The organism is Halorussus vallis, from assembly GCF_024138165.1.
Taxonomy (GTDB): Archaea; Halobacteriota; Halobacteria; order Halobacteriales; family Haladaptataceae; genus Halorussus; species Halorussus vallis.
Window position 1 is genome coordinate 197,699 of the sequence record NZ_CP100001.1, and the last position, 25,716, is coordinate 223,414.

General features: G+C 67.1%; 28 protein-coding genes. 12 read left to right on the forward strand and 16 right to left on the reverse strand.

Annotated features, from left to right (window positions below; genetic code table 11):
* The first annotated feature begins 24 nt into the window (after nt 1-24).
* Both NGM07_RS21090 and NGM07_RS21095 read left to right on the forward strand, forming a co-directional pair.
* A complete protein-coding gene (locus tag NGM07_RS21090) occupies nt 25-1,074 on the forward strand; it encodes a DUF7972 family membrane protein (RefSeq protein WP_253521045.1) in 1,050 nt (349 codons plus the stop codon).
* 79 nt (nt 1,075-1,153) lie between these two features.
* Nucleotides 1,154-1,582 (forward strand): CopG family ribbon-helix-helix protein, encoded by a 429-nt coding sequence (locus tag NGM07_RS21095; protein WP_253521047.1) that lies wholly within the window; start codon nt 1,154-1,156, stop codon nt 1,580-1,582.
* 30 nt (nt 1,583-1,612) lie between these two features.
* Here NGM07_RS21095 and NGM07_RS21100 read toward each other — a convergent pair whose 3' ends face one another.
* The 3 genes from NGM07_RS21100 to NGM07_RS21110 are packed head-to-tail and all read right to left on the reverse strand — an operon-like array spanning nt 1,613 to nt 2,827.
* Nucleotides 1,613-1,963: a hypothetical protein gene (locus tag NGM07_RS21100; protein ID WP_253521049.1), complete on the reverse strand. Its 351-nt coding sequence runs from the start codon at nt 1,961-1,963 to the stop codon at nt 1,613-1,615.
* On the reverse strand, nt 1,963-2,388 hold the full coding sequence (locus tag NGM07_RS21105; RefSeq protein WP_382193948.1) for a helix-turn-helix domain-containing protein: 426 nt from the start codon (nt 2,386-2,388) through the stop codon (nt 1,963-1,965). Before NGM07_RS21105 ends, NGM07_RS21100 begins: the two co-directional genes overlap by 1 nt.
* A gap of 43 nt (nt 2,389-2,431) precedes the next feature.
* On the reverse strand, nt 2,432-2,827 hold the full coding sequence (locus NGM07_RS21110; RefSeq protein WP_253521051.1) for a hypothetical protein: 396 nt from the start codon (nt 2,825-2,827) through the stop codon (nt 2,432-2,434).
* Between the two features lie 436 nt (nt 2,828-3,263).
* On the opposite strand from NGM07_RS21110, the gene NGM07_RS21115 reads away from it, so the two are divergent.
* Nucleotides 3,264-5,294, forward strand: coding sequence for a hybrid sensor histidine kinase/response regulator (locus NGM07_RS21115; protein ID WP_253521052.1), 2,031 nt, complete (start codon nt 3,264-3,266; stop codon nt 5,292-5,294).
* A gap of 47 nt (nt 5,295-5,341) precedes the next feature.
* On the opposite strand, the gene ctaD is transcribed toward NGM07_RS21115, so the two are convergent.
* A complete protein-coding gene (ctaD, locus tag NGM07_RS21120) occupies nt 5,342-7,105 on the reverse strand; it encodes a cytochrome c oxidase subunit I (protein WP_253521196.1) in 1,764 nt (587 codons plus the stop codon).
* A 239-nt stretch (nt 7,106-7,344) separates the two neighbouring features.
* Between ctaD and NGM07_RS21125 the strand changes: the two genes are divergently transcribed.
* The gene (locus NGM07_RS21125) at nt 7,345-8,064 is read left to right on the forward strand and encodes a helix-turn-helix domain-containing protein (RefSeq protein WP_253521054.1); all 720 of its coding nucleotides are present in this window, start codon (nt 7,345-7,347) and stop codon (nt 8,062-8,064) included.
* A gap of 82 nt (nt 8,065-8,146) precedes the next feature.
* Entirely contained in the window at nt 8,147-9,160 is a 1,014-nt protein-coding gene (locus tag NGM07_RS21130; RefSeq protein ID WP_253521056.1) for a glutathione S-transferase family protein, read from the forward strand.
* Between the two features lie 27 nt (nt 9,161-9,187).
* Here the strand turns inward: NGM07_RS21130 and NGM07_RS21135 are convergent, their stop codons facing one another.
* Both NGM07_RS21135 and NGM07_RS21140 read right to left on the reverse strand, forming a co-directional pair.
* Nucleotides 9,188-9,391, reverse strand: coding sequence for a hypothetical protein (locus NGM07_RS21135; RefSeq protein WP_253521059.1), 204 nt, complete (start codon nt 9,389-9,391; stop codon nt 9,188-9,190).
* 45 nt (nt 9,392-9,436) lie between these two features.
* Nucleotides 9,437-9,781, reverse strand: a complete 345-nt coding sequence (locus NGM07_RS21140; RefSeq protein WP_253521062.1) for a pyridoxamine 5'-phosphate oxidase family protein — start codon at nt 9,779-9,781, stop codon at nt 9,437-9,439.
* Nucleotides 9,782-9,925: 144 nt separating this feature from the next.
* Between NGM07_RS21140 and NGM07_RS21145 the strand changes: the two genes are divergently transcribed.
* Entirely contained in the window at nt 9,926-10,489 is a 564-nt protein-coding gene (locus tag NGM07_RS21145; protein WP_253521064.1) for a thioredoxin family protein, read from the forward strand.
* 128 nt (nt 10,490-10,617) lie between these two features.
* On the opposite strand, the gene NGM07_RS21150 is transcribed toward NGM07_RS21145, so the two are convergent.
* Nucleotides 10,618-11,814: a cation:proton antiporter gene (locus tag NGM07_RS21150; RefSeq protein ID WP_253521067.1), complete on the reverse strand. Its 1,197-nt coding sequence runs from the start codon at nt 11,812-11,814 to the stop codon at nt 10,618-10,620.
* Nucleotides 11,815-12,294, reverse strand: a complete 480-nt coding sequence (locus tag NGM07_RS21155; RefSeq protein ID WP_253521070.1) for a cation:proton antiporter regulatory subunit — start codon at nt 12,292-12,294, stop codon at nt 11,815-11,817.
* Between the two features lie 417 nt (nt 12,295-12,711).
* Between NGM07_RS21155 and NGM07_RS21160 the strand changes: the two genes are divergently transcribed.
* Together NGM07_RS21160 and NGM07_RS21165 are read left to right on the forward strand one after the other, a co-directional pair.
* A complete protein-coding gene (locus NGM07_RS21160; protein WP_253521073.1) occupies nt 12,712-14,028 on the forward strand; it encodes an oxidoreductase in 1,317 nt (438 codons plus the stop codon).
* A gap of 65 nt (nt 14,029-14,093) precedes the next feature.
* Nucleotides 14,094-14,339: a CDGSH iron-sulfur domain-containing protein gene (locus NGM07_RS21165; protein WP_253521075.1), complete on the forward strand. Its 246-nt coding sequence runs from the start codon at nt 14,094-14,096 to the stop codon at nt 14,337-14,339.
* Between the two features lie 37 nt (nt 14,340-14,376).
* Here the strand turns inward: NGM07_RS21165 and NGM07_RS21170 are convergent, their stop codons facing one another.
* The 3 genes from NGM07_RS21170 to NGM07_RS21180 form a co-directional block, all read right to left on the reverse strand.
* Nucleotides 14,377-15,150 (reverse strand): HpcH/HpaI aldolase family protein, encoded by a 774-nt coding sequence (locus NGM07_RS21170; protein WP_253521076.1) that lies wholly within the window; start codon nt 15,148-15,150, stop codon nt 14,377-14,379.
* Between the two features lie 77 nt (nt 15,151-15,227).
* Nucleotides 15,228-15,506 carry a DUF7521 family protein gene (locus NGM07_RS21175; protein WP_253521078.1) on the reverse strand — a complete coding sequence of 93 codons (279 nt, stop codon included), beginning with the start codon at nt 15,504-15,506 and terminating at the stop codon, nt 15,228-15,230.
* 118 nt (nt 15,507-15,624) lie between these two features.
* A complete protein-coding gene (locus NGM07_RS21180; RefSeq protein ID WP_253521080.1) occupies nt 15,625-18,765 on the reverse strand; it encodes an FAD-binding and (Fe-S)-binding domain-containing protein in 3,141 nt (1,046 codons plus the stop codon).
* 430 nt (nt 18,766-19,195) lie between these two features.
* Here NGM07_RS21180 and NGM07_RS21185 point away from each other — a divergent pair, with 430 nt between their 5' ends.
* Together NGM07_RS21185 and NGM07_RS21190 are read left to right on the forward strand one after the other, a co-directional pair.
* Entirely contained in the window at nt 19,196-19,930 is a 735-nt protein-coding gene (locus tag NGM07_RS21185) for a minichromosome maintenance protein MCM (RefSeq protein WP_253521081.1), read from the forward strand.
* A 111-nt stretch (nt 19,931-20,041) separates the two neighbouring features.
* A complete protein-coding gene (locus NGM07_RS21190; protein WP_253521083.1) occupies nt 20,042-20,338 on the forward strand; it encodes a PadR family transcriptional regulator in 297 nt (98 codons plus the stop codon).
* 7 nt (nt 20,339-20,345) lie between these two features.
* Here NGM07_RS21190 and NGM07_RS21195 read toward each other — a convergent pair whose 3' ends face one another.
* The 5 genes from NGM07_RS21195 to NGM07_RS21215 form a co-directional block, all read right to left on the reverse strand.
* A complete protein-coding gene (locus NGM07_RS21195) occupies nt 20,346-21,020 on the reverse strand; it encodes a helix-turn-helix domain-containing protein (RefSeq protein WP_253521085.1) in 675 nt (224 codons plus the stop codon).
* 162 nt (nt 21,021-21,182) lie between these two features.
* Nucleotides 21,183-21,572, reverse strand: a complete 390-nt coding sequence (locus NGM07_RS21200) for a hypothetical protein (protein ID WP_253521087.1) — start codon at nt 21,570-21,572, stop codon at nt 21,183-21,185.
* Between the two features lie 48 nt (nt 21,573-21,620).
* The gene (locus tag NGM07_RS21205; RefSeq protein ID WP_253521090.1) at nt 21,621-21,788 is read right to left on the reverse strand and encodes a hypothetical protein; all 168 of its coding nucleotides are present in this window, start codon (nt 21,786-21,788) and stop codon (nt 21,621-21,623) included.
* A 433-nt stretch (nt 21,789-22,221) separates the two neighbouring features.
* Complete coding sequence (locus NGM07_RS21210) at nt 22,222-22,839, reverse strand: DUF192 domain-containing protein (protein ID WP_253521093.1); 618 nt, start codon at nt 22,837-22,839, stop codon at nt 22,222-22,224.
* A 39-nt stretch (nt 22,840-22,878) separates the two neighbouring features.
* Nucleotides 22,879-23,355, reverse strand: coding sequence for a DUF456 domain-containing protein (locus tag NGM07_RS21215; protein WP_253521095.1), 477 nt, complete (start codon nt 23,353-23,355; stop codon nt 22,879-22,881).
* 275 nt (nt 23,356-23,630) lie between these two features.
* On the opposite strand from NGM07_RS21215, the gene NGM07_RS21220 reads away from it, so the two are divergent.
* A complete protein-coding gene (locus NGM07_RS21220) occupies nt 23,631-24,518 on the forward strand; it encodes a ParA family protein (protein ID WP_253521097.1) in 888 nt (295 codons plus the stop codon).
* On the forward strand, nt 24,515-24,910 hold the full coding sequence (locus NGM07_RS21225) for a DUF8115 family protein (protein ID WP_253521099.1): 396 nt from the start codon (nt 24,515-24,517) through the stop codon (nt 24,908-24,910). The genes NGM07_RS21220 and NGM07_RS21225 overlap by 4 nt, the downstream gene beginning before the upstream one ends.
* Nucleotides 24,911-25,716 lie beyond the last annotated feature (806 nt).

The window sequence follows — 25,716 nt, forward strand, 5'->3', positions numbered from 1 at the left end:
TTCACCCCCGTACGACTGTCGAGAATGACCGGAAGCGATCTGACCCGCGAGAGCGGTTCGCGGGTCGACGACGACCGGGCGGACGCGTCCCCGCCGGCGGTCGGCCTCGCCGGGTCGTCGGGCGGAGCGGCGGAGCGGGTCACGAAGTGGGTCCTTCTCGACGGAAACCGCCTCGCCGTCACGGGCGCGGTGCTCGCGGCGGTGGCGACGTTCTTCTTCGCGGCGGAGTGGTTCCAGTGGTTTCCGCTGGAGCGCAGTACCCCGACGTTCTACGTGTTCAGTTCGCTCGTCAGCGGGAACCTGACGCTCATCACCGTCGTCGTCTCCATCAACCAGCTCCTGCTCGGTCGAGAACTGAAGTCGCCGGGCGAACTCCAATCGCAGATAGAGAACGTCATCGACTACCGGGAGGAGGTCGAGGAATCGACCGGCGAGATCGCGCCGGTGAAGCCGCTGGGATTCCTTCGCCTCGTCTTCGAGGGGACTCGACAGGAGGCCCAGCGGGCCGGCGGCCTCGTCACCTACGTCCGCGAGGGCGACGCCGAGGTCCAGTCGTCCGTCGAGGACCTGGTGACGGAGTTGACCGACCACTTCGACGACCTGCTCGAACTCCTCGAAGGCGAGGACGCGAGCACGTTCGAGGTGCTGTCGGTGACGCTGAACACCAACTACGCCGAGACGATACACCGCATCCGCCGGATTCGCGCGGTCTACGGCGGCGACCTCTCCGAGGAGACGACGGACGCGCTGTCAGACCTCATCGAGAGCATCCAGCGGATCGACGTGGCCCGCCAGTACTTCAAGTCGCTGTACCTGCAGGACGAACTCTCGTCGCTGTCGCGGGTCCTGCTCTACGCCGGGATTCCCGCCGAAGTCGTCGCGGTGTCGATGCTGTTCGCGATGACCGGCACTGCGAGCGAGATTCCGTACGACCGCGTCGCGCTCCCGCTGGCCGTGACCGTCGGCTTTCTGCCGCTGGCGTTGCTGTTCGCGTTCATCGTCCGGACCGCGACCGTCACCCAGCGGACCGCCGCGACGATTCCGTTTACGACCCCGGAACAGGAAGAGCAGTGACGGGCGGCGACGTGGTACAGACTCGGGACGTTCGACGCCGATAATAAAGGCTATTAACTCAGCCGGCCTGTTTTAATACGTGACCGTCGTCAGTATCTCGATGCCCGACGAACTGCTGGAGCGCGTGGACGACTTCGCCGGCGAACACGGCTACACCGGCCGGAGCGAGGTGTTCCGGGAGGCCGCGCGCAACCTCCTCGGGGAGTTCGAGGACAAGAAACTGGAGGACCGCAAACTGATGGGCGTGGTGACGGTGCTGTTCGACTACGAGAGCACCGGCGTCGAAGAGCGGATGATGCACCTGCGACACGACCACGACGAACTCGTCACCTCCAACATCCACAACCACGTCGGCGACCACTACTGCATGGAACTGTTCATCCTCGAAGGGACGCTGGCCGACATCTCGACGTTCGTCGGCAAGATACGGGCGACCAAGGACACGCTCACGGTCGACTACTCGGTGACGCCAGTCGACGGGTTCGGTCCGATGACGACCGTCGAGTAGGTCCGGTCGTGAGTCGGTCCGGCGGCGCATCTACTGATTCTGTGATTGGCCAGGCGCTACGAGCAAGGAGTACAGCAGGAGGCACAGACCGACGATCTCGCTGATTCTACTGATCAGCGGAAGGTAGAACGCGTAGACTTGGGGTCGGAAACCGACGTCCTGGCCGAGCGAGTTCACGCCGATCGAGAGGGCCATCGGGACGACGGTGATAAGGCAGAGCCCACTTGCGAGATACAGCATTCGGATGCTGTCGTTCCGTCGGTATCCCGAATAGGCGTGAAAGACGATGAACAGCGCTAGCCCGGTCGCAACGAGTGTCACCGAGAGCAGTAGCAGATACTCGGACTGAGACTGGACGCTACCCATCTGCATCGCGGTCATCAGAGACCCTCCCACATCTCGGTGAAGCGATCAGCGAGGTGTCCAGTCGCCCTCTCGGAGATCGTCACCTCGAACCCGTCACCGGTGAGTTTTACGGTGAGTTCGTCCAATCGCGCTTCGTACATACTGTAATAATTGCCATCGGGCTGTGGAATCCGTCGTTCCGCGAGGAGTCCACAGTCGACGAGACGTTCGACACGGCGATACACCGTGGAAATCGAGACGTCGCAATCCTCGCTGAGTTCCTTTGCGGACATCGCCGTGTTCCTCGTCCGTCGAAGAATCTCCTTGGAGTAACTGTCATCGAGGAGAGCCAGTATCTCGTCGGTATCTGGTTCATCGGTCACGAGTATCTTCCCCCGTGCGAAGCGACCTGGTAGCCGTTCGCGGCGAACGACCGGGTGGGACGTCGCGGATAGATTCATGTTGGGGACTCCAGGAACGTATCATTCGTCCATTGCTGTACGTTCACGAGTTTCGATAGACACGCGCGAACACTGCGGCGATTCCGTATTGAATGATCACGGTCACGAGGAACGCAATTCCCCCGTCGTATCGGACCGAGACGTAGGTGTGGGCGAGTTGGTAGGCCCCGATGAAGATTCCCATCGTGATGAGTGCCGCCGAGACGGTCCAGACGACGGCAGCGCCACCGGAGTACGTGATCGGCCAGTAGTGCTCGTACGCGTACGGGATGAACACCGCGATCGCGAGCAAGAATCCGCCGGTTTCCGGCACTGAAAGTTCGATTCTAAACAGCGAGAGGAGGGCGAGAAGGGCCATCAGAACAGCGACGAGACTAACCGTAAAACTCTCTGTTAGGTCTTCTTTGAGGCGGGCACTCAGGGAGGTGTCGTGAGACATATTCCGACCTACACACCCATATTAAATGAGTCCTACGCGAATTCGCTGGGTCAGCGAATCTCCTCTCGGCCTGCAGTGTGGTGACCGGCGAGCGTACTGTCTAATCGGTAGAGGACTCGGTAGAGATGGTGGCCGAGGTACGCGAGGATGAGTTCACGAACTGTTTCCGCCAGTAGCGTGACCGTACGAGCGCACCGTATCTCCACTCGAGCGAAGAAATCGATTCTCGACGAATCGGAGCAACCGTGACTTCGGGGAAGACTGCATTCGGGCGTATTACTGGCCAAAATTGTGACTCATCAGAAATCACGGTAAGTCCACGCCAGTCACTCTCGGAGGACTTGCCCGAAGCGCCGAACGACGGTGTTTGCGGCCAGTTCTCAGGAATAATAAACGGCAGAATGTTATTGTATCCACCCGTCATGAAGGACTGGTAATGGGCGACATCCGGGTGTTGTTGGTGGACGACCGGCCGTCCGTCGCCGACCTCACCGCGACCTACCTCCGGCGGACCGGCGAGGGCATCGACGTCGTGACCGCCGGCGACGCCGAAACCGGAATCGAACGGCTCGGGAGCAAGTCCATCGACTGCGTGGTCAGCGATTACGACATGCCGGGAACCGACGGCCTCGAGTTCCTCGACGCGGTGTGGGACGTCGAACCCGACCTCCCGTTCGTACTGTTCACCGGCAAGGGTAGCGAGGAGATCGCCAGCGAGGCTATCTCCGCCGGCGTCACCGACTACCTCCAGAAGGGCATCGGAACCGACCAGTACGAGGTGCTCGCGAACCGCATCGAGAACGCGGTCGCGCAACACCGCGCCGAGCGCCGCGCCGCCGAGGCCAACCGACAGATGCGCCGGATGTACCGCCGCATCACCGACGCCTTCTACGCGCTCGACGACGAGTGGCGGTTCACCTACGTCAACGAGCAGGCCGCCGAGTTCCTCGACCGGTCGGCCGAGGAACTGGTCGGCGAGGACATCCGCGAGGCGTTCCCCGAGGGCGTCGGCGAGCGGTTCCACGACGCCTACGTCGAGGCCGTCGAGACGCAGGAACCCGTGACGCTGACGGCCGCGTCGGTGTTCCAACCGGGCCGGTGGGTCGAAGAGCAGGTCTTCCCCGCCGAGGACGGACTGTCGGTGTACTTCCGGGACGTGACCGAGCGCCGGCGGCGCGACCAGACGCTGAACGCGCTCCACGACGTGACCCGCGACCTCATGCAGGCCGAAACCGACCGGGAGATAGCCGACATCGTCTGCGAGGTCGCCGACACGGTGCTCGACTTCCCGGGGACCGGCGTCCGACTGTACGACGCCGACCGCGCCGCCCTGGTCAACGTCGCACTCGGCGGCGAGTACGTCCGCGACGTCGACTCGCGACCCACGTTCGGCGTCGAGGACTCCCCGCACGGCCGGGCGTACCGCGAGGGCGAGACGGTGACCCACGAAGTGGGTGCCGATTCGTCGTGGGGACTCGAAGCGTTCGAGCGGACGATGTACGTCCCGATGGGCGACCACGGAGTCCTCAGCGTCGCGAAGGACGACGGCGAACCGTTCGACGATGCCGAGGTGCGATTCGCCGAGATTCTGACCGAGAACGCCCGCGCGGCGCTCGACCGGGCCGAGCGCGAAGGCGAACTCCGCGAGCGCGAGGAGGCGCTCGAACGCCAGAACGAACGGCTGGAGGAGTTCGCCAGCGTGGTATCCCACGACCTGCGCAACCCGTTGAACGTCGCGCGCGGCCACCTCGAACTCGCCCGCGAGACGGGCCGTGACGAGAGCTTCGAGGTGGTCGCCGACGCCCACGACCGGATGGAGGCGCTGGTGAACGACCTGCTCGAACTCGCCCAGCAGGGCCAGACGGTCGGTGCGACCGAGGAGGTGTCGCTGGCTGCGGTCGCCGAGCGGGCGTGGGCGAACGTGGCGACGGAGGGCGCGACCCTGAACCTGCGCGACCCTGGCACCGTCGAGGCCGACGAGGCTCGGCTCTGCAACCTCTTCGAGAACCTGTTTCGGAACAGCGTGGAGCACGGCTCCACGGACAGTCCGACCTCGTCCGACGACGCCGGCGTGACCGTCACCGTCGCCGCAACCGAGTCAGGATTCGTCGTGACCGACGACGGGCCGGGGATTCCGGCCAACGAGCGCGAGCACGTCTTCGAGTACGGCTACTCGACCGAGGAGGACGGCATTGGCCTCGGCCTCTCCATCGTCAAGGGCATCGCCGACGCCCACGGCTGGGACCTGTCGGTGAGCGGCGAGGACGACGAACCCGGCGGGCCGGCCGCCGGCCGGCCTGCCGGGTTCGAAGGGTCGGGCGGCGTCTCCGGGGGCGACCGGCCGTCGACCGACTCGGGCGCGGCGACGTACGAGCGACCGGAGCGGGCGGAACCCGACGCCGAGGACGGGAGCGGCGACGCGAAGCGCGCGCCGACCGGCGCGCGCTTCGCGTTCGACGTTCGGTGAACGCCCCGAAACGAGACGGCTACCCAGGAGGGACCGGTCGAGTGGCGTCAGTCGTCCGTCGACGGATCGTCCGACTCGCCGCCGTCGGACCTCCGGTCCGACGAGTCCCGACTCGCTTCGCTCGGCTCACCGCCGTCGGTGGTGATGGCGGTTTCGCGCTTGCTCTCGAACCACTCCCACTCCCTGGTGAGCAGGCCGTCGTCTTCGAGGTCCCAGGGGTCGTGACTCTCGACGCGCGGACCTTCGAGCCACGAGGTCACGATGTTCCAGACGAAGACGAGTTGGCCGAACGCGATGATGAACGTCCCGATACCCGCGATGACGTGGAGGTCCTGGAACTGCGGAAGGTAGGTGGCGTACCGCCGGGGCATCCCGCCGTAGCCCAGCAGCAGCAGGTCGAAGAACACCAAGTTCGTCCCTATCATGGTGGTCCAGAAGTGCCAGTGGGCGAGGCGCTTCTGGTACATCCGACCCGTGAACATGGGAAACCAGTAGTAGATGCCGGCGAAGCCGGCGACCGCGATGGCGCCCATCACGATGAAGTGGAAGTGTCCGACCACGTAGTAGGTGTCGTGCAGGACGAGGTCGACCGGAATCGACGCGAGGAACACACCGGTCACCCCGCCGACGATGAAGTTCTGGACGAATCCGATGCAGAACAGCATCGGCGCGGCGAGGCGCAAGCGACCGTTCCACATGGTGGTAATCCAGTTGAAGACTTTGACGGCGCTGGGGATGGCGATGGCGAGCGACACCGTCATGAATGACGCCCTGATTCGCGGGTCGATGCCGGTCGCGAACATGTGATGCGCCCAGACGCCGAAGCTCAATACGCCGATGGCCAGCGTCGAGTAGACGACGAACTTGAACCCGAACAGCTTCCGGCCCGCGAACCGCGGCAGTATCAGGCTCACCAGCCCCATCGGGGGTAAGACGATGATGTAGACCTCGGGGTGGCCGAAGAACCAGAAGAGGTGCTGCCAGAGGATGGGACCGCCGCCCTCCGTGGTGAAGAACGTCGTCCCGAAGTTGCGGTCAAGAATGAGCATCACGAGGGCGCTTCCCAGGAGGGGGAACGAGAAGAGGATGAGTCCGGACTGCGTTATCATCGTCCAGGAGAAGATGTCGAGGCGCTCCCAGCCGACCTCCTCGCCGCGCTCGGTGAAGACGGTCGCGATGAAATTGATCGCGCCCATCGTCGCCGACACACCCGAGAGATGCAGACCCAGCAGCATCAGGTCGACGCCCGGATTGGCCTGTTCGGCCGACAGCGGCGTGTACATCGTCCACGCCGTCTGGGACGGCTGGATGCCGAGTCCGAACGGGGCGAAGAAGAACCCGGCCCAGATGAGGATGGCCGCGGGCGGGAGCAACCAGAAGGCGATGGCGTTGATGCGGGGGAACGCCATGTCGTCGGCGCCGATGAGCAACGGGATGAAGTAGTTGCCGAACGCCGACAGGATAGGGGTGGCGAACAGGAACAGCATCGTCAGCCCGTGGCTCGTCAGCAGCGAGTTGTAGAAGTTCGCCCCGATGACGACCGACTCCGGCGTCATCAACTCCGAGCGCATGAGGATGATGTTGACGCCGCCCCAGGCGAACGCCGTGAGCGCGAAGAGACCGTACAGCATCCCGATGTCCTTGTGGTCGACGGTCGTCAGCCAGCGTATCAGCCCGCCCGGTTTCTCCTCGTGGCCCACCTCCGCCTGCTCGCCGAACGCGCCACCGCCGCCGCTGGTCAGCGGCGTGTAGGACCGCCAGTCCTCGAAGCGCGCGATGAACGCGGCGACGGCTAACAGGAGGATGCCCATCACGGCGGCGAGTACTATCTGCCCTGCTTCGACCATGGGGGGACTGAAGGTGGAAACCCACGTGGGCTCTGGGTTGGCGTGCGCCGAACGGTGTTGGTCGCGGGACCGTTTCGCGGACGTCGGCCCGCCCGCGGTCGGTTTTCGACCGGCGATTCGGCGACCGATTTAGTCTCCGAGGCGTTCGCTGCGGGAATCAGTCCGGCCGCGCACCCTAAGTCGGCGTGCGCCAAATCGGGGGTATGCGCGTGTTCGCGTTCGGCCTGGAGTACGACGAGGACGCCGACCCCGTCGCGGACGCGTTCCGCCGCCACCGCGACCTCTACGGCCGCTCGCTGGCGGTCGTCGTCACACCCGACCACCTCTGGCGCGTCGACCACCTCGCCGGCCCGACCGAGGCGGTCATCGACGCCGAGGACGCGTTCGCCGACCACGGTCACGCCGCCGACTGCCTCGCGTCGGGCGGGTGCGGGCGCGACCACCGGTTCGAGGTCCTCCACCGCGACCCGACGAGTCGCATCCTCTACACCAAGTGGGCGAGGACCGGCGAGTGTCGCTCCGTTCCGCATCTGGCGCTGATGCACCTCGGGCCGGGCGTGCTGTTCTCCACCGAACGGTACGGCGACCGCTACGAGTGGCGCATCCTGATGCCGAGCGACGCCAAACTCGGCCTGCTGTACGACGCGATTCAGGCCGGCCGCGACGAGGGCGTCGGCTTCGACCTCGAGCAGGTCACCGACGAGACGGCGTGGACCGCCGCCTACAGCGGCCGGCCCGCGATTCCGTACGCCCAGTACGAGGCGATGCGCGCCGCCGTCGAACGCGGCTACTACGAGACGCCCCGGGAGGTGACGGTCGAGGAACTCGCCGACGAACTGGACGTTGCACGCTCGACGCTGTCGTACCGACTCCGGCGCGCGGAGGCGGAACTGGCGACCAGTTTCGTGCGAGCGGAGGGGTGACCTGCGCGGGCCGGACCGCGAACGCGGTCCGGCCTGCCGGGGCCGTGAATCTTTACGGACTCACGACCCAAGTCAGGACACCATGAACATGCTCGTCGACGGGGAGTGGCGGACCGACGCCTACGAGTCGACCAACGAGGAGGGGGAGTTCGAGCGTCAGGAAACCGCCTTCCGGGACCGAGTCGAGGCCAATCCCGACGCCGAGTTCCCCGCGAAGGCCGGCCGGTACCACCTCTACGTCTCCTACGCCTGCCCGTGGGCCCACCGGGCGCTGATAACCCGCCGACTGCTCGGCCTCGAAGACGCGATTTCCGTCTCAGTGGTCGACCCCTACCGCGAGAACGACGGCTGGGAGTTCAGCCCCGAGAAGGACGGCTGTACCGAAGACCGGGTCAACGGCTTCGACTACCTCCGGGAGGTGTACACCGCCGCCGACCCCGACTTCACGGGGCGGGTGACGGTGCCGGTCCTCTGGGACACCGAGCGCGAAACCGTCGTGAACAACGAGTCGAAGGAGATCATGCGGATGTTCGACACCGCGTTCCAGGACGGCGAGGCGCTTCGCGCCTCGAACGCGAGCGGTGAAACCGCGAACACCGACGACGACCGCACCCTCTACCCGGAGGGCTACCGCGAGGAGATAGATGAAACCATCGAGGACATCTACGAACCCATCAACAACGGCGTCTACCGCGCGGGGTTCGCCGAGACGCAGGAGGCCTACGAGCGGGCCGTCGGCGAACTGTTCGACGCGCTGGACCGCTACGACGAACTGCTCGAACACCGCCGGTACCTCTGCGGCGACCGCCTCACCGAGGCCGACGTGGCGATGTTCACCACGCTCGTGCGCTTCGACCCGGTGTACTACGTCCACTTCAAGTGCAACGTCCACCGCATCGCCGACTACGACAACCTCGCGCCGTACCTCCGGGACGTCTACCAGACCGACGGCGTGGCCGAGACGGTCCACGTCGACCACATCAAGGAGCACTACTACCGGAGCCACACCGACCTGAACCCCAGGCAAATCGTGCCCCAAGGACCCGAACTCGACTACGACGCGACCCACGACCGCGAACGACTCTCCGAGGACTGACGGCCCCGACTCGACCGGTCCCCGCGGTCACTCCTCGTCGTTGCGCACCGAACCCCCGTCGTCCCGCACCGCGTCGAACGCGAACGCGCCGGGGAAATCGTCGTCCACGACGTGTCGCTTCCCGCTCCAGCGTTCGATGTCGAGGCGGTAGACGCTGGTCCGGTCGACCGACGCGGGACTCATCGGTTCGTAGTCCTGCCCCGCTTCGAGGTGCGGCGCGAACTTCTCCATGAACCGTTCTAGCGCGCGGCGCTTCGACTCGGCGTCTTCGAGGAGTCAGATTCGCCCGAAGGCGACGACGCTCTCGTACTCGACGTCGAAGTTCACGGGCTTCTCGGCCGGCAAGAGACGACCCATCTCGTTGACGGTGAACGAGGCCCGGTCGGACCGCTCGACGATTCGCTTCGTCTTACCCTCGTTCGCGCCGTGGAAGAAGACGGCGTGTTCGTCCTCGTCGTACGCGAACAACTGCGTGACCACGTACGGCGCCCCGTCGTCGACGAGTCCCAGCACGCCCGCTGGCCGGCGACGCAGAAACGCAGACGTCCACTCCTCGTCGTCGACCGCCCTGGGTGCGTACCGAACGTCGTCCGAGACGGAGTCCGGCGCGTCGTCGCTCATAGGTTTCGTGGGCGACAGGAGGAGTAATAGGTTCCGCCGGACGCGGGGTCACAGTGACGTCTCGGTCGTCCCGAACGCGCGCTCGAAACGCCGTTTCCCGGAGAGTACCAACCTTCATTTCGCCCGCGGCCCTACAGTTCTCGCATGGTGATGAGAGAGTCCGAGCGGAAACTCGAACGCGACGACCCGGTTCCGAACTTCGAGATGCGGGGCACCGACGGACGGACCCACACGCTCGCGGACTTCGCCGACTACGACGCCGTGTTGCTGGTGTTCACGTGCAACCACTGCCCGTACGCTCAGGCGAAGTTCGACCTGCTCGGCGACGTCGCCGACGAGTACGACGACGTCGCGGTGGTCGGCGTGAACTCCAACGACGCCGAGGAGTATCCGGAGGACTCCTACGAGAAGATGGTCGAGTTCGTCGAGGAGGGCCGGGTCGGCTACGACGCCTACCTCCACGACGACACCCAGGAGGTCGCGCAGGCCTACGGCGCGACCTGCACGCCGGACCCGTTCCTCCTGCGAAACCGGGGCGACACCTTCACGCTGGCGTACCACGGCCGCCTCGACGACGCGCTCAACCCCGACGACGAGGCCGAGGAGGTGTACGTCTACGACGCCATCGACGCGGTGCTCGCGGGCGAGGACGTGGACCTGGAGTTCATGCCCTCTCGCGGGTGTTCCATCAAGTGGAAGGACGAGTAGGCGAACCGGGGTCGCAGGCGCGAGAGATGCTTCGAAGCCGCGACCGGACTCTTCGAAACCGCGACCGAATGCTTCGGGTCCACGCCCGGATTCCCCGTTTGCGATTTCGCTAACGAAATCGCAAACGCCTATTCTTCGAGCGAGAATCCGCCTTTGTAGGCGGTCAGCGAGTCGGCGTATCCCATCAACAGCGACCCGAGGATGCTCATCGCGAGCACGTAGCCGACCGCGAACGCGGGGACGACCTCGGCCAGCGCGCCCGTCCCGACGCTGGTAGCCAGCGCGGCGATGACCAGCGAGAACTCCCCGCGGGGGACGAGGCCGACGCCGACCCGGAGCGAGCGGCGGCGGTCGAGGCCGTAGATGCGACCCCCGACGAACCCGCTGGCCAGTTGGACGACGAGGGTCAGGACGACCGCCGCGACGAGCAGGTCGGCGACGCCCGCGATTACTGTCACGTCGGTCGACAGGCCGATGGCGAAGAAGAAGAACGCCGCGAAGAGGTCTCGCGCCGGGGCGACGACCGTCTCGATGCGGTGGGCGTGGTCGGTGGCGCTGAACGCGGTGCCGACGAAGAACGCCGCGACCGCCTCGCTCACGCCCGCGGTCAGCGCCGCGCCGGCGACCAGCGTGGTCACGCCGAGCACCGACAGCAGGAACAGTTCGTCCGAGTCGACCGCGAACGCCCGGTCAACGTAGTCGGTGCCGTACCACGCCAGCAGGACGAGCGCGCCGAGGAAGGCGAACGCGACGCCGACCGACGTCGCGGCGTCGTCCAGGCCGCCGCCGAGGACCAGCGCCGACAGGAGCGCGAGGTAGACCGCCACGAGGATGTCCTCGAACACGAGCGTCCCGAGGATGGCCTCGCTCTCGGGGTTGGCGATCCACCCGCGCTCGATGAGCGACTTGGTGACGACCGCGCTCGAAGAGACGTAGACGATGCCGGCGACGAACAGCGTCTCTATCGGCCCGAATCCGAAGGCGAACCCGAGCGCCGCGCCGAGGCCGAAGTTGGCCGCGAAGTCGACGGCGCCGATGCCGACAAGTCGGTCCCACCCCGTCACGAAGCGTTCGAGGTTGAACTCCAGTCCGAGGAAGAACAGGAGGAAGACCACGCCGAGTTCCGCCAGCACGTCGACGAACTCGTGGTTCGAAACCAGGGTCAGCGGGATCGGCCCGATCGAGGTGGGTTCGTTCGGTCCGACGACGATGCCCGCGACGATGTACATCGGGATGACCGACTGGTCGGCCCGGACCGCGAGCGCGCCCCCGAGCGCGAGCGCGGTGAGCGCGATGCCCACCTCCACCAGGAGTTCTCCGGCCATCTACTCGCAGACGAGGTCGGCGAGCGCCTGCTGCTCCTCGCGCGTGCCGAGCGTGACGAGGATGTCCCCGCCCCGGAGTTCGAACTCGGGCCGGGGGTTGGCGACCGTCTCGTCGCCGCGCTGTATCGCGATGACCGACGCGCCGGTCCGGTGGCGGAGTTCGGCGTCGGCAAGCGTCTCGCCCGCGAAGGGCGAGTCGTCGGGGAGGTCGGTCCACTCGATGACGGCCTCGCCCAGCGGCACCTCGACGCGTTCGAGGTCGACGGGTTGGAAGTACGCCCCCTCCAGAATCGTCCCGAACTCCCGGGCCTGCCGGTCGGAGAGTTCGAACAGTTTCGTCCCGTCGGCGTCGGCCGAGGGACGGCGGAACACCTCCCGCCTGCCGTCGTGGTGGATGAGCACCACGAGGCGGTCGTCGCCGTCGAGTTCGTACTCGAACTTCCGGCCGACGCCGGGGACGTCGGTTTCGTACACCGTCATGCCATCACAGACGGCGAACGGCGCCTTAAGCGTGGGGCGGCGGAACCGCCACCCGTCCGGGGGTTCGTAGACGACGCTCGTTCGCGCAAACGTTTTCGTTTGCGATTACGGAAACGCAGACGGTCGTTTACGATTGCGAAAACGTAGACGGCGTCCGAGAACGTCGTCACTACTCTGAGACGCCATCTCCGTTCGAAAACGTAAGCGTAGGCGCTCGGCCGCCGCGACGCGGCGGCCGACCAACCACCGAGCGTAGATAGGGACGAACGGACGGTCAGAGTGGCGTATTCGTGGTGAGAGCATTTATAAGCGCCACGACGTGCGGGAGCGTCGGCCGCAGACGGGCCGGCGCGCATCGTCTCGGCGGTGCGCGCCGGCCCAACGGTTTAGGCGCCCGGCGTCGTACGTCTCGACGAATTGCCAACTCTCGAAGACTCCCTCGAAATCGGCGGCCTCGAACTACCCAACCGGCTCTACCGCGCGCCGCTCCTGGAGTGCGCGGGGGAGGGACCTGATGCGGTCGACGCGCTGGTCGACGAACTCGAACCCGCCGCCGCGGCCGGGGCCGGACTCGTCTTCCAGGGGGCGGCGCCGGTCCGCGAGGAGGGCGGCCGGGTCGCGCCCTCGATGACCGCGCTGGCCGACCCCGAGTTCACCCCCCGGCTCTCGGGACTCACCGACGCGATTCACGCCCACGGCGGCACCGTCTTCGTCCAACTCGACCACGGCGGCCTCCGGACGCTGGAGACGTGGCACGCCGAGTACCGCCGGGCCAACCCGGACCTAACCCAACTCGCCGTCTCCGACCCGCCGTGGCCGCTCGCCGCGCTCGACCGCCTGGGCTTTCTGAAGTACGACGCTCGCGTCCTCTCGACCGACGAGGTGTACGAACTCGCCGCGGACTTCGGCCGGTGCGCCGCCCGCGCCGCCGACGCCGGCTACGACGGAATTCACCTCGCGGGGGCGAACATGGGCATCCTCCAGCAGTTCCTCTCGCCGTTCTACAACCGCCGGGACGACGAGTTCGCCGACGGCGTCCGGTTCTTCGAGGCGGTCCACGACGAGATTCGGGCGCGGGCCGGCGACCTCCCGCTCGTCGCAAAGGTGCCCGCCGAAACCGAGGCCCCGCCGTTCGTCCGTCGCCGCTTCGGGGCCGACGACGCGGTGGCGACCTGCGAGCGCCTCGCCGCCGTCGGGTACGACGCCGTCGTCCCGGTCCGGGTGTCGACCTTCTGGGACATGAGCATCGTCCGCGGGGAGTTCCCCGGGGCGGCCTGGCGCGACGACCGCTTCCGCGAGGGGTACGCCGCCGCGTTCGGAAGTCGGTGGCGCGCGGCGCTGGTCGCGGCGCTGAACCGAATCGAGGCCGTCGAGTACGACTTCGAACCCGGGTGGAACGCCGACCTCGCGCGCCGGGTCCGCGAGCGCGTCGAGATTCCGGTCCTGCTGGAGGGCGGAATCCGGGACCGCGAGCAGATAGACGCGTTGCTCGGCGACGCCTGCGACGCGGTGGGGATGGGCCGGCCCTTCTACGCCGAACCGAGACTTCCGGCGCGCCTCCTCCGAAGCGAGGAAGACACCCGCAGGGACGAGGACGGTGCGAGCGTCGTCTGCGAGAACTGCAACAACTGCACAGTCCCGCAGGTCACCGGCGCACGCGGAGTCTGCCGGACCCCCGAGGTGCTGGCCGAGAAGGGACGACTGGCGCGAGAGGGCGCGTACGACCGGGAGTGAACGCGAGGCCCCCGACGAACGAGAACGAGCGAGAGGACTTTTGCCTCGGGCGGCCTACCGTCGCCATGGCCCGCGAAGTCACCCACACCGCGACCGGCCCGCTAAGGCTGGACGAGGAGGACCTGGACGACGAGAAGGGCGACGTCGCCGTCTGCCTCTGCGGCCTCGCCGACAGCTACCCCTTCTGCGACGGGTCCCACCGCGCCGCAGAGGACGAGAAGGAGGGCGTCCGCTACAAGTACGACAGCGACAGCGCCGACGGCGAACGCCGGGAGATAGCGGAGTTCATCTTCGCCGAGGAGTCGGAGTGAGGACCGGCGGTCGGGGAGAGAGGACGTTCCCGATTCGTCACTCCATCGCGTCGTCGTAGGCCCGCCGCGCGCGCTCGGCCCCTGCCGCGAGGTAGCCGGCGTCGACGCCGACGATCTGGAAGTCGTAGCCCCAGTCGGCCCAGCGTTCGATTTCGTCGGCGTCGGTCGCCAGCGTCCCGACCGGCGTGTCGGCCGCTCCTGTCGCGGCGAGCACGTCGTCGACCGCCTCGACGAAGGGGTCGGCGTCGAACTCGCCGAAGACGCCGAGCGACCCCGAGAGGTCGGCGGGCCCGACCAACAGCGCGTCGACGCCCTCGACCGCCGCGACGTCGGCGGCGTTTTCGACCGCCGTCTCGCTCTCGACCTGAACGACGGTCACGAGGTCCTCGCCCGCACGCTCGACCGCTCGGTCGAGCGTGCGGCCGTAGCCGTTCGCGCGCGACCCGGCGATACCGCGGACGCCTTCGGGCGGATAGCGCACCGCTTCGACCGCCGCGCGCGCCTGTTCGGCGGTTTCGACCATCGGAACTAGGACACCGGAAACGCCGGTGTCCAGGACGCGCTTGATCCGAACCGGGTCGTTCCACGCGACCCGGGCCAGCGCCGCGGTCTCGCCCTCGGCGGCCTCGACCGCGCGGACGACGTTCGCGAGCGATTCGAGTCCGGTCGGCGCGTGTTCGGTGTCGGCGACCACGAAGTCCGAACCGGGGGCGACGCACTCGGCGACCGCCGGGTGGCCGACGGAGAGCCAGTGGCCCGCCACCGGTTCGCCGGCGCGGAGTCGGCGCTTGAAATCGGAGTCGGTCGGCATGCGGAAACCGTCGGGGTCCCGGGGCAAGTAGGTTTCCGAGGCGGCGAACCGCGAGAGAAGGAGCGACCACCCGACGCTCAGTCGCCCCGGACGCTGAGCACGATGAACGCGTAGCCGACCGTCGTGACGGCGTAGTTGACCGTCAGCAGCAGGCGACTCCGGGTGAAGTCGGTGAGGAACGCGCTGAACGTCGTGGCCACCGCGGCGGCGACGACGAACGAGAACCCGACCGACAGCAGCAGCATCGACCGCCGGTCGGTCTGGATGTACGCCCGGGCCGACAGCCCCACCAGCGCGAGGCCGACGACGACGAGCGAGATGCTGAGGATGACGTAGATCGCTTCCATCGGATGCATTCGCTACCGGGGCAATCACGTCGAGACGAGTTAAACCTATGGCTCGCGTTATCAGAAAGGAGAATCGGCGTGTTCGGCGGGGTCCTGCCGAGGGCTCGCGCGACCGTTTTCCGCGGCGTCAGCGAGCGAGCGCCTCGGCCAACTTCTCGACGGGATGGGTCGGCCGCTCGGCGTCCAACTGCGACCGGCAGGACGCGCCGGGCGCGACCACGGCGTCCGGGTCGGCGTCGGATATCTGTCCCCGGAGGATGTCGCCGATGGCCTGCGAGAGGTCGTAGTGCTCGGCGTGGTAGCCGAAACTCCCGGCCATCCCGCAACAGCCCGAATCGAGCGCGTCGACTTCGTAGCCCGCCCGCGAGAGGACGGCGGCGGCGTGGCCGTCGGTGCCTAGCGCCTTTGCGTTGCAGTGGCCGTGGTAGGCCAGGCGCTCTCCGGGCGCGTCGAAGTCGATGCGGTCGTCGAGGCGGTGGCGGTCGAAGAACTCGCAGACCCCGTAGGCGTTGGCCGCCAGCAGTTCGGCGTCGTCCGCGGCCCCGCCGTCGGTGGCCGCGGGTTCCGCGTCGGTGCCGGCGACCCCGTCTCCCGAGCGAGTCGGCGAGCGCACCGCGCTCGCCGACTCGCCGGTTCGGTTCGGGGGGCGACTCGGTTTCCGAAGCAAGTCAAGGTACTCGTCTTGGACCATCGCCGCGTCGGAGGGTTCGACGTAGACCACCGACCGGCCCTCCCGGACCTTCGGCGCGAACTGCGCGACGTTCGACGCGGCGCGCTCGCGGGCCAGGTCGAGGAAGCCCTCGGAGTAGGCGGGCCGACCGCTCGGGGCGGCGTCGGGCACTTCGACCCGGACGCCCGCCGCCTCCAGCACCTGGACGGCGGCGCGTCCCGCCGCCGGGTAGACGTAGTTCGTGTAGGTGTCGGGCACCAGCAGGACGCGTTCGGTCGCGTCTCGTTCGGCGATTCGCGGTCCACCGCGCGCCTCGAACCACGCGGCGAACGACCGGTCGGCGAACGTCGGCGGGTCGCGCTCGCAGGCGACACCCAGCGCCTTCTCGGCGAGCAGGCCCGCGCCGGGCAGGTCGGCGAGGCGGTTCGAGACGGGTGCGAGCGCGCTCCCGACCGCCGCGACGCGGTCGATGTTGGCGAACAGGCGCTCACGCAGGCCCGACCCCTCCCGCTCGTGGTAGCGGTGTTTGACCTCGGCCTTGAGTTTGGCGAGGTCGACCCCGGTCGGGCAGTCGCTCTGACAGCCCTTGCACCCGAGACAGAGGTCCAGCACCTCCTTCTGGAACCGCTCGGTGTACATCTCTTCCTCGGGGAGTTCGCCGCTGATGGCCGCCCGGAGCATGTTCGCCCGGCCCCGGGTGGTCGCCATCTCCTCTTCCATCCCTCGATAGGACGGACACATCACGTCCGAGTCGGTCTGCCGGCAGGTGCCACAGCCGTTGCAGAGTTCGACCAGGTGCGAGAAGCCGCCTTCCTCGGAGAAGTCCTGCTCGGTGGTCGGTTCGAGCGACGAGTAAGCGGGGCCGTACCGCAGGTGCTCGCGCATGTCGGCCCCGACGCCGCGGTTCGGGTCGGCGTCGGGGCCGGACGGCCCGACGTCGTCGGGACCGTCCCGGAAGACGACCTTCCCGGGGTTCATCCGCCAGTCGGGGTCGAAGGCGGTCTTGAGTTCCTTGAAGGCGGCCCACAGCTCCGGGCCGTACATCTTGGGGTTGAACTGGGTGCGGGCGAGGCCGTCGCCGTGCTCGCCCGAGAAGGACCCGCGGTGGTCGAGGACCAGCGACGTCACGTCCTCGGCGATTGGCAGCATCTTCTCGACGCCCTCGCTCTCCTTGAGGTTCAACACCGGCCGGATGTGGAGGGTGCCGCTGCCGGCGTGGGCGAAGTACGCCGCCTCGGTGTCGTGGGCCTCCAGGACGCCCATGAACCCCTGGACGTACTCGGCCAGTTCCTCGGGCGGCACCGACGCGTCCTCGATGAAGGGGTAGGGCTTGGGGTCGCCCTCCATGCTCATCAGTAGCGGAATGGCCGCCTTCCGGAGCTTCCAGAGCTTCGCCTGTTCGGCGTCGTCGTAGGCCTCCAGCACGTCGAACGCTGCGCCCGCGTGGACGAAGTGGGCGCTCGCCTCCGCGATAGGCGCCTCCAGGTCGTCGTGGAGGTCCGAGTCGAACTCCAGCATCAGCGCCGCGGCCGCGTCGTCGGGAATCGGCTCGGCGTACTCGGCGTACTCCGCCGAGTCGCGGGCGAGGCGGAACACCTCCTCGTCCATGAGTTCGACCGCGCTCGGGTCGAACTCCAGGGCCTCGGGCACCGCCTCCATCGCGTCGACGAGGTCCGAGAAGCAGAAGAGCGCGAGCGCGGTTGCCTCCGGCGTCTCGACCAGCGAGAGCGTCGCCTCGGTGACGGTGCCGAGGGTCCCCTCGGCGCCGACGAACAGTTTGGCGAGGTTGACGCATTCGTTTCCGTTTGCGTTTTCGTAAACGCATTCGTGGAGGTTGTAGCCGCTGACCGACCGCTTGAGGTCGGGGTATCGGGCCTCGATCTCATCGGCGTTGTCCGCGACGAGGTCCCGGACGGTGCGGTAGAGTTCGGCTTCCCTCCCTCCCTCGGCGAGGATCTCCTCCCACTCCGGGCCGCCGACCTTGACCTCACGCGCGCGGACGCGAGTGCCGTCGGCCAGCACGGCCTCGCACTCCTCGACGTAGGCGTCGGTGATGCCGTACCGAACCGAGTGGGCGCCCGTCGAGTTGTTCCCGATGCCGCCGCCGACGGTGGCGCGGTTCGAGGAGGCGGGGTCGGGCGCGAACTTCAGGCCCCACTCTTCGAGCCGGGCGTCGAGGTGGTCCTGGACCACGCCGGGTTGGACCGTCGCGCGCTTCGCATCGGGGTCGACGTCCAGAATCGCGTCCATGTGCCGCGAGCAGTCGAGGACGACGCAGCCCGGCCCGACCGACTGGCCGGCCAGCGACGACCCGGCGCCGCGGGGGAGCACCGGCGCGTCGTGGGCGGCCGCGACGCGCATCGCGGCCGCCACGTCGTCGGCGTCGGTCGGGAAGACCACGCCCGCCGGGCGGGCCTGGTAGATGCTCCCGTCGGTGGCGTAGAGGACCTGGCTGTACTCGTCGAAGCGGACCGCGCCCTCGCAGGCCAACCGGAGGTCGGCCGCGAGGGCGGCGTGTTCGGGGTCGTCCGGCGCGTCGAGGTCGAGCGACGCCCGGTAGCTCTCGAAATCGGGGCGGTCGGCCGGCGGAGACGACATGGGTGAGGATGGCACGCACAGAGGCTTTAATTTCGGGGTCGGTGGAGGGTGACTTCGGAGTCGGAAAAGGGCAATTACGGTCGGCGTCGGCGTCGACGCCGACCGCGGGCGACCTCCGCTCCGCGCGACCGCTGACCGTGGTCGCGGCGGGCCGCCGAGGAAATCGTCGAGTCTCAGAAATCACGCACTCACGGACGTTTATCGGCGAGTTCGTCGCGCTAGTGGCGCTTTTCGCCCGCGGTCGACGTCCGCCGAGGAGGCGAACGGGTCGCTTCCCCGAACGTACGCGTTTCCGTAAACGTGCTCGCAAACGCAAGCGTAAACGGCGTGGAAACCGCGACACTGCGTCGCCTCGCTAGGAGTACACTAAAGCACCCGGGGCGGCGACAGGAGGCTCGTAACAAAGACGGACCGCCGAGACTGGCCGTGCATGACCGTCCGTCCGAGCGACCTGACCGAAAAGTGGTACGAGTACGTGTACCGCGAGCGGGCAGAGCGCGTGCGACGATTCGTCGAAACCTACCCCGACGAGCGCTCGCTATCGGTCAGTTACGACCGGTTCGGCCACGACTACCAGTTCTCCCGACCGCTGCTGTCGAATCCCGACGAGGTGTTCCGAGCGGGCAGGGCGGCCCTCGGGCGCTTCCTTCAGGGTTCAGACGACGGAGGCCTCGACGCGGTCTACCTCCGCGTGAACGACCTGCCCGAGCGTAGCGAGGTGTCGCTCGCCGACCTCCGGGCCGAACACCTGAACGAACTCCACACCGCGCGCTGTCGGGTCACCGGCGTCGACGAGGTCCGGCCGAAGGTCGTCGTCGCGGCGTTCCGGTGCGCCAAGTGCGAGCAGGTGACCAGGCGCGTCCCCCAGCAGGGCCGGTCGTTCCGCGAGCACGCCAAGTGTCCTCGGTGCAGTTCGGTCGGCTACCTCTCGTTCGCCCCCGAGGAGAGCGAGTACGTCGACGCTCAGACGGTCGAACTCCGGGACTTGCGGGCCGAGACGAGCGACGACCGCATCGTCGCCTTCCTCGAACACGACCTCGCGGGGACGGTCCAATCGGACGACGAGGTGCGGACGGTCGTCATCCCGCGCGCGAAGCGAACCGGCGACTCGACGGTCACCGAGCGCTGGGTCGAAACCGTGAGTATGGAGCACTTAACTCCCTGAACCGACCGACAGCGGGCGGTTTCCACCTCGCCGGTCGCTGATACGTACTCGGCGTGTGAGCGGCCATCATGCTTTTGTCTATCGGATGACTTTGTTATTCCAGGGGAAACGATGTACGACTTGACTGGTTTCCAGCGCGACCTGCTGTACGTCATCGCGGGGTTGGACGAACCGCACGGACTCGCCATCAAAGACGAACTGGAATCGTACTACGAGAAAGAAATCCACCACGGCCGTCTGTATCCGAACCTCGACACACTCGTCGACAAGGGGTTCGTCGAGAAGGGCCAGCGCGACCGCCGGACCAACTACTACACGCTGACCCGGCGAGGCACGCGCGAAATCGAGGCCCGCCGCGAGTGGGAGGCACAGTACGTCGACCACGAGTCCGAGCAACTCACCGCGTGACGTCGACTCAGGGGTGGGACGAGGAGAGCGCCGCGCCGACCACGGCCGCGTCGAGCGACTGCGCCCAACGATAGACTGGACTCTGAGCGGCGAGGACGTACTCGTCGCCGTCCTCTTCTAACACTGAGAGTTCGACCAGCCGTTCGACGTGGACCCACACCGCCTTCCGGGAGACGCCGGTCATCCGGTGGAAGTCCTCCTGGGTGAACGTCCGGCCGGCGTCGGCGGTTATTAGCGCGTCGAGCAACAGTCGCACGGATTCTAAGCGGGCGAGGTAGTGCAGTCCGGTTTCGTCGTCGGGCGCGCCGGTCGCCTCGACGGCGGCCCCGAGTTCGTTCGCGGCGTGGCGGACGCCGCTGTACTCGTTGACGCGGTACGCGCCCTCGTCGGCGACGAGCACGCCGAGCGCGATGAGCGTGTCGGCGGCGTCCTCGACCGCGTCGGCGTCGAGGTCGGCCATCGACGCGAGGTTCTCGGTGCCGTAGCGCGCACCGGCGTCGGCGTCGCGGAGCGCGTCCACGAGCGCGCGAGTCGGGCCTTCACTGGCCAGCAGGAGCCAGCCGCTGGGGTAGGAGAGCCGCGCTTCCTTGATGCCGCTCTCGTCGGCGAGTTCGAGCATCTCGGACTCGGACTCGGCCGTCCGGAGTTGGAAGTCGTCGGTCTCGGTCGTCGGAACGGTCATTACGGTGGGGATTTCGGGGATGGAACAAAAAGCTACCGTGCGGGCGGGGCGAGCGCGTTGGAGAAGAGCGGCGCGGCGAACCGCCGCGGGTGTGACACGAATCCGACCCGAATCCACGGCGAGTCCGACGCGACTCGTCGCGTCGGACTCGCCGTACCGCGGTCAGTCGGGGGTGGTCGTCTCGCAGTCGACGTTCCACGCGCAGTCGCTCGCATCGCAGATGCGCCGGTACATCCCCCGGAGCGCGGCCGACGCCGTCTCCGGGAGGACGTGGAACTCGACGTTCCCGTAGCGGACGACGATCCGGAAGACGGTCCGGCGGCGCTCGTCGTGGACGAGGTAGACCGGCGCGGGGAGGTCGAACCAGTCGCCGTAGGTGTAGCCGTCACCGTCGAGGATGCGCTCGACGAGCGCCGCCAGTTCCCCGTCGGACGACGCCGGGTCCGGCACGAGGCGGAAGACGGTGCCGCCCTCGTACTCCACGCCGCTGTCTCGGGGGTAGGTGCGCTCGGGTCGACGCGGGATGTCGAAGGTCGGCGCGCGGTCGGTCATGCGGAACGCTCGCAGGTACGGCGTCATTACTTATCAATCTCTACCTCCTCAGAACGCCAATGAAGCGAGCAAGGCAAGAAACGTTAGCGTGTAGAGTCCACGGACGCCCGAACCGACGAGTAATAGCGACCTGACCACCAGCGCGTTCGCTCGCGTCCGGTCGTCCGCATCCTCGGCGTCGTCGGCGCGTCGCCGGGAAGTGGCCGGGGTCTGCATCGTCGTCACGGCGAGTCCGAGCGGTGATAGAGGTTTTCATTCGACGGCAGAAATGCGCTAACGTTTCCGCAAACGTATCCGTAAACGATTCCGCAGACGGATTCCGAAGCGTTGCGAGGAGTTCGGAAACGACGAGAGACGAAAGCGAAGCGCGAGGAGAGACAGGTCAGGAGGGAGAACGACGAGTCGAGCGACGCGAGATGCGTGTAGGGTGAGGGGATCGGCGAAGGTGAGAAGAGACGACGACAGTAACAGTCGCTGGAACGACCAGCGTGAGCGCTCTAGGGACGGGACTCGCGCTATCGAAACCGACGCCGCAAACGCCTCGCTATCGGAGTGGCTTCGAAAGAAAGTACCTCGTGTACCCCTACCCGAGGTATTTTGGGCGTCACACCCATCATATAAATGCTTTCTGTTTAGGAGCGGGCGACCGTCACCCGGACGACTCCGCGGAGGGCGCCGAACCGTTGAACCGCAGTTGCGTTCCCGGACCGACGCCCGTGCGGTTCGCGAACCCGCGCGGGAGTTCGACCACGTACTTGGCGTCGCCTTCACTGCTGTAGCGGTCGAGTTCGGACGTCGACGCGTTGAGTTGCGTGTCGGCGTGTTCGACGTTCAGGACGGTGCCGTTCGGCGCGACGAAGACCATGTCCAGCGGGACGTAGGTATTCTTCATCCAGAACGTCCGGTGTTCGGCGTCGGGGTAGACGAACACCATCCCGTGATTGCGCGGCAGCGACGTCACGAACATCAGCCCCTGCCGTCGCTCCTCGGCGGAGTTGGCGACCGCCATCGAGACGGTCACGTTCGAGCCGTCGTCGACCACGAACGTCGCGTTCTGGGTGACGTTCAGGCGTTCGTTGTGCCCCTCGGCCTCACGGACTAGCGCCGGCTGCGAGCCGTCGGCGGTCGTCCCGGGCACGGTCGACGTCGCGGTGGACGCGTTCGGCGCGGCGGTGGTCGTCTCGGCTTGCGAATCCAGGGACGCGCCCCCGAGACAGCCCCCGAGCACCACCAGCGCGACGAGTAGAACTGCGGCGTGCGCTCTCATACCGAAGGTACTACTCCGCGGTGGAACAAAAAGCTCTGCCTACGCGGCGACGAACGCGAGGCCGACGAGCATCGAGAGCGTGACGAGCAACTGGACCACGGCCGAACCGAGCACGCCGAGCGCCGCGAAGACCGCCGCGCGCGCTCCGCCGCGAGCGTCCCGCGTTCGGTAGAACTCGGCGGCGAAGACGACGCCCATCACGCCGACGAGCAGGCCGACCGGACCGGCGACGAACAGCAGGGCGATGCCGGCGAGGCTGGCGAGCACGGTGGTCAGGAGGGACGCGCCGCCGGCCCGCGCGGCCATCGCGCCGCCGAAGTGGTCGGCGACGACCGCGAAGAGGCCGACGACCGTGAACGCCGCGAGCGCGAGCAGGCCGGGGCTCGCGAAGCCCGACTGCCACCAGTAGAGGTAGACACCCGCGAGCGACAGCGCCGCCCCGGGAACCAGCGGCACGACGCTTCCGATAACGCCGACCACCAGCAGCGCAAACGCGGCGACGACCAGCAGATCCATGGCGAGTAATAGGCGGCCGCGTCCCTTCCCGATTCCGGCCGGGGTTCGGGACGGTGGCCGTGAGTTCGGAGCCGAGTGCAGAGAATCGACTGGTTAGCGCCGTAGGAGGGCGTTTGCGTGGCCATAGACGCCTACGTTTCCCAGAGCGTTTTCGCACCCGCTTTCGGTTCGGGAATCGTTTACGAAAACGTTTCCGTTATCGTAAACGGACGTTTTTCGCGGCCGCGTCTGACGAAGGACTAAATAGGGTGTTTGCGTTTGCGCAAACGCAAATCATGAGCGGGTCCATTCGCGCCTGCACCTTCCTCGACAAGGGCGGCACCGGAAAAACGACGACGGCGGCCCACCTCGGCGTGGCGCTCGCCGAACGAGGCGACGACGTGTTGCTCATCGACCTCGCGGGCAAACAGGGCGACCTGGTCAAGCACTTCGGACAGTGGGAGACCGTCGAGCGCCAGATCGCCGAGGACGACGACTGGCCGAACATCTCGACGGTGTTCCAGGACCAGTGGGACGCCATCGCCGAGAAGTTGGGCGACGCGGCGGTCGAAGACCTCGTCATCGAAACCGACGAGAACGTCGACCTCATCCCGGCCCACCCGGGGCTGGACAGCCTCGACGCCGAACTCGGCAACATCGACGACGCCCACGACCGCTACTCGCGACTCGATTCCTTCCTCGACGAGTACATCGAACCGCTGGGCTACGACGCGGTCCTCATCGACCTCCCCGGCCTGACGAACAACGTCAGCTACAACGGCCTCTGGGCGGCGCGAAACGTCATCGCGCCGGTCGAGATGGGGCCGTTCGAGTCCGAACAGGCCGAGGCGCTCCGGGCCGACCTCGACAAGATCGCCGAGAACTTCGACGTGGACGTCGAACTAGCGATGGTACTGCCCAACAAGGTCGACACCCGAACCACGCTCGCCGAGGAGTACCTCGACGCCTTCCGGTCGGCCTACCCCAAGGCGTTCGCGCCCGCCCACGTCCCGGTGAGCCAGGACATCCGCAACGCCGCCGAGCAGGGCCGAACCGCCTTCGCGCTGGAAGAGCCGTCCCGGACGGCGATGCGCGCACGCGAGTCGTTCCTGGAGAACGCCGAGGCGCTGGCCGATCGCCTGCGGTCGGCCAAGCCGGTGACGACCGGAGGTGAGACGGCGTGAGCGACCCGGATCTCGAGGAACTCCGCCAGCAGACCCAGCGGACCGACCGCCTGGCCGAACCGGCCGCCCCGAGCGACGACGGGGGCGACGACCTGGTGGAGGAACTGGTCGACGCGCTGGCGGCCATCGACTCGGGCGAGCAAGCCAAGACGTTCGCCGCCCGTGACGCCTCGGTCACCGCGCTGTTGACGACGCTCGCCGACCGCGAGGACGACCGCCACGAGGTCGGGACCGCCCTGCAGGAGGCGCTGGGCCGGGACGCCGCGCCGTCGGAACTCGACCGTAGCGAGATCGTTCGGCTCGCGGTCCGCCTCGGACTCCGCGAAGCCGCCCCCGAGTACCTCGACGCGCTCGCCGACGCATCCGGCGAGTACGCCCGCCGAAACGTCTGACCAGGCCCGTTTACGATTTCGTTTCTGGATTCGTTTGCGCCACCGTTTCCCGGTTCCGTTTACGGAATAGCAGCTCGTCTATCGGCAGTCGCATCGCTCGATGACGAAGAACGGGCGGTCAGCGGTGCCGTTTCCGAGATCGTTTGCGTATACGTTTACGATGGACGACGGTTCGGTCGACTTCGTCGCCGAAGCCAGGAGAACCGCGCGCGCATGAGTCGACGGACCAACTTCGCGGCCGGGTCCACACCGTCAGCAAATCCGGCACCGTTAGCGCAAACGTTTACGCGTTCGTTTACGGCATCCGCTTCGGAATCGACGGAATGGACCTCGATATCATCTTCGGGGAGGCCGGACGGTCGAAGCATCGGTCGGCCAATCCGGGTGATGTCGCGGACGTACGTGCAACGGCTGAAGAAAGCCACGAATGCGTTTGCGTTAACGTTAACGGAGTCGTAAACGCGAGGGTCGGGAACTCCGCGCTCGTCTCGACGGTCCGGACTCCCGAGCGACCACGGGCCGGTCGCGAACCGACGCGGCTCCGGCGAAAGCGAGACGCATCCGTTTCCGTGTCCGGTAAACGGATTCGACGGACGAGCGGGTCCGGCGGTCGGAGGGAGAATCGTCGCGCGGAGCGACGACACGTTGCCGTCGCGCAATCGAGTCCGTTTCCGATTACGTTTTCGCAATCGCATACGATTTCGTTTACGCGCACGTTGGCCGGAACGACGGCGACGGCAACGGGGTCTTGGGCGGCGAGAACGATAGGCGCGTATTATACCGCTTCCGGTCGTCCAGTACTGGAG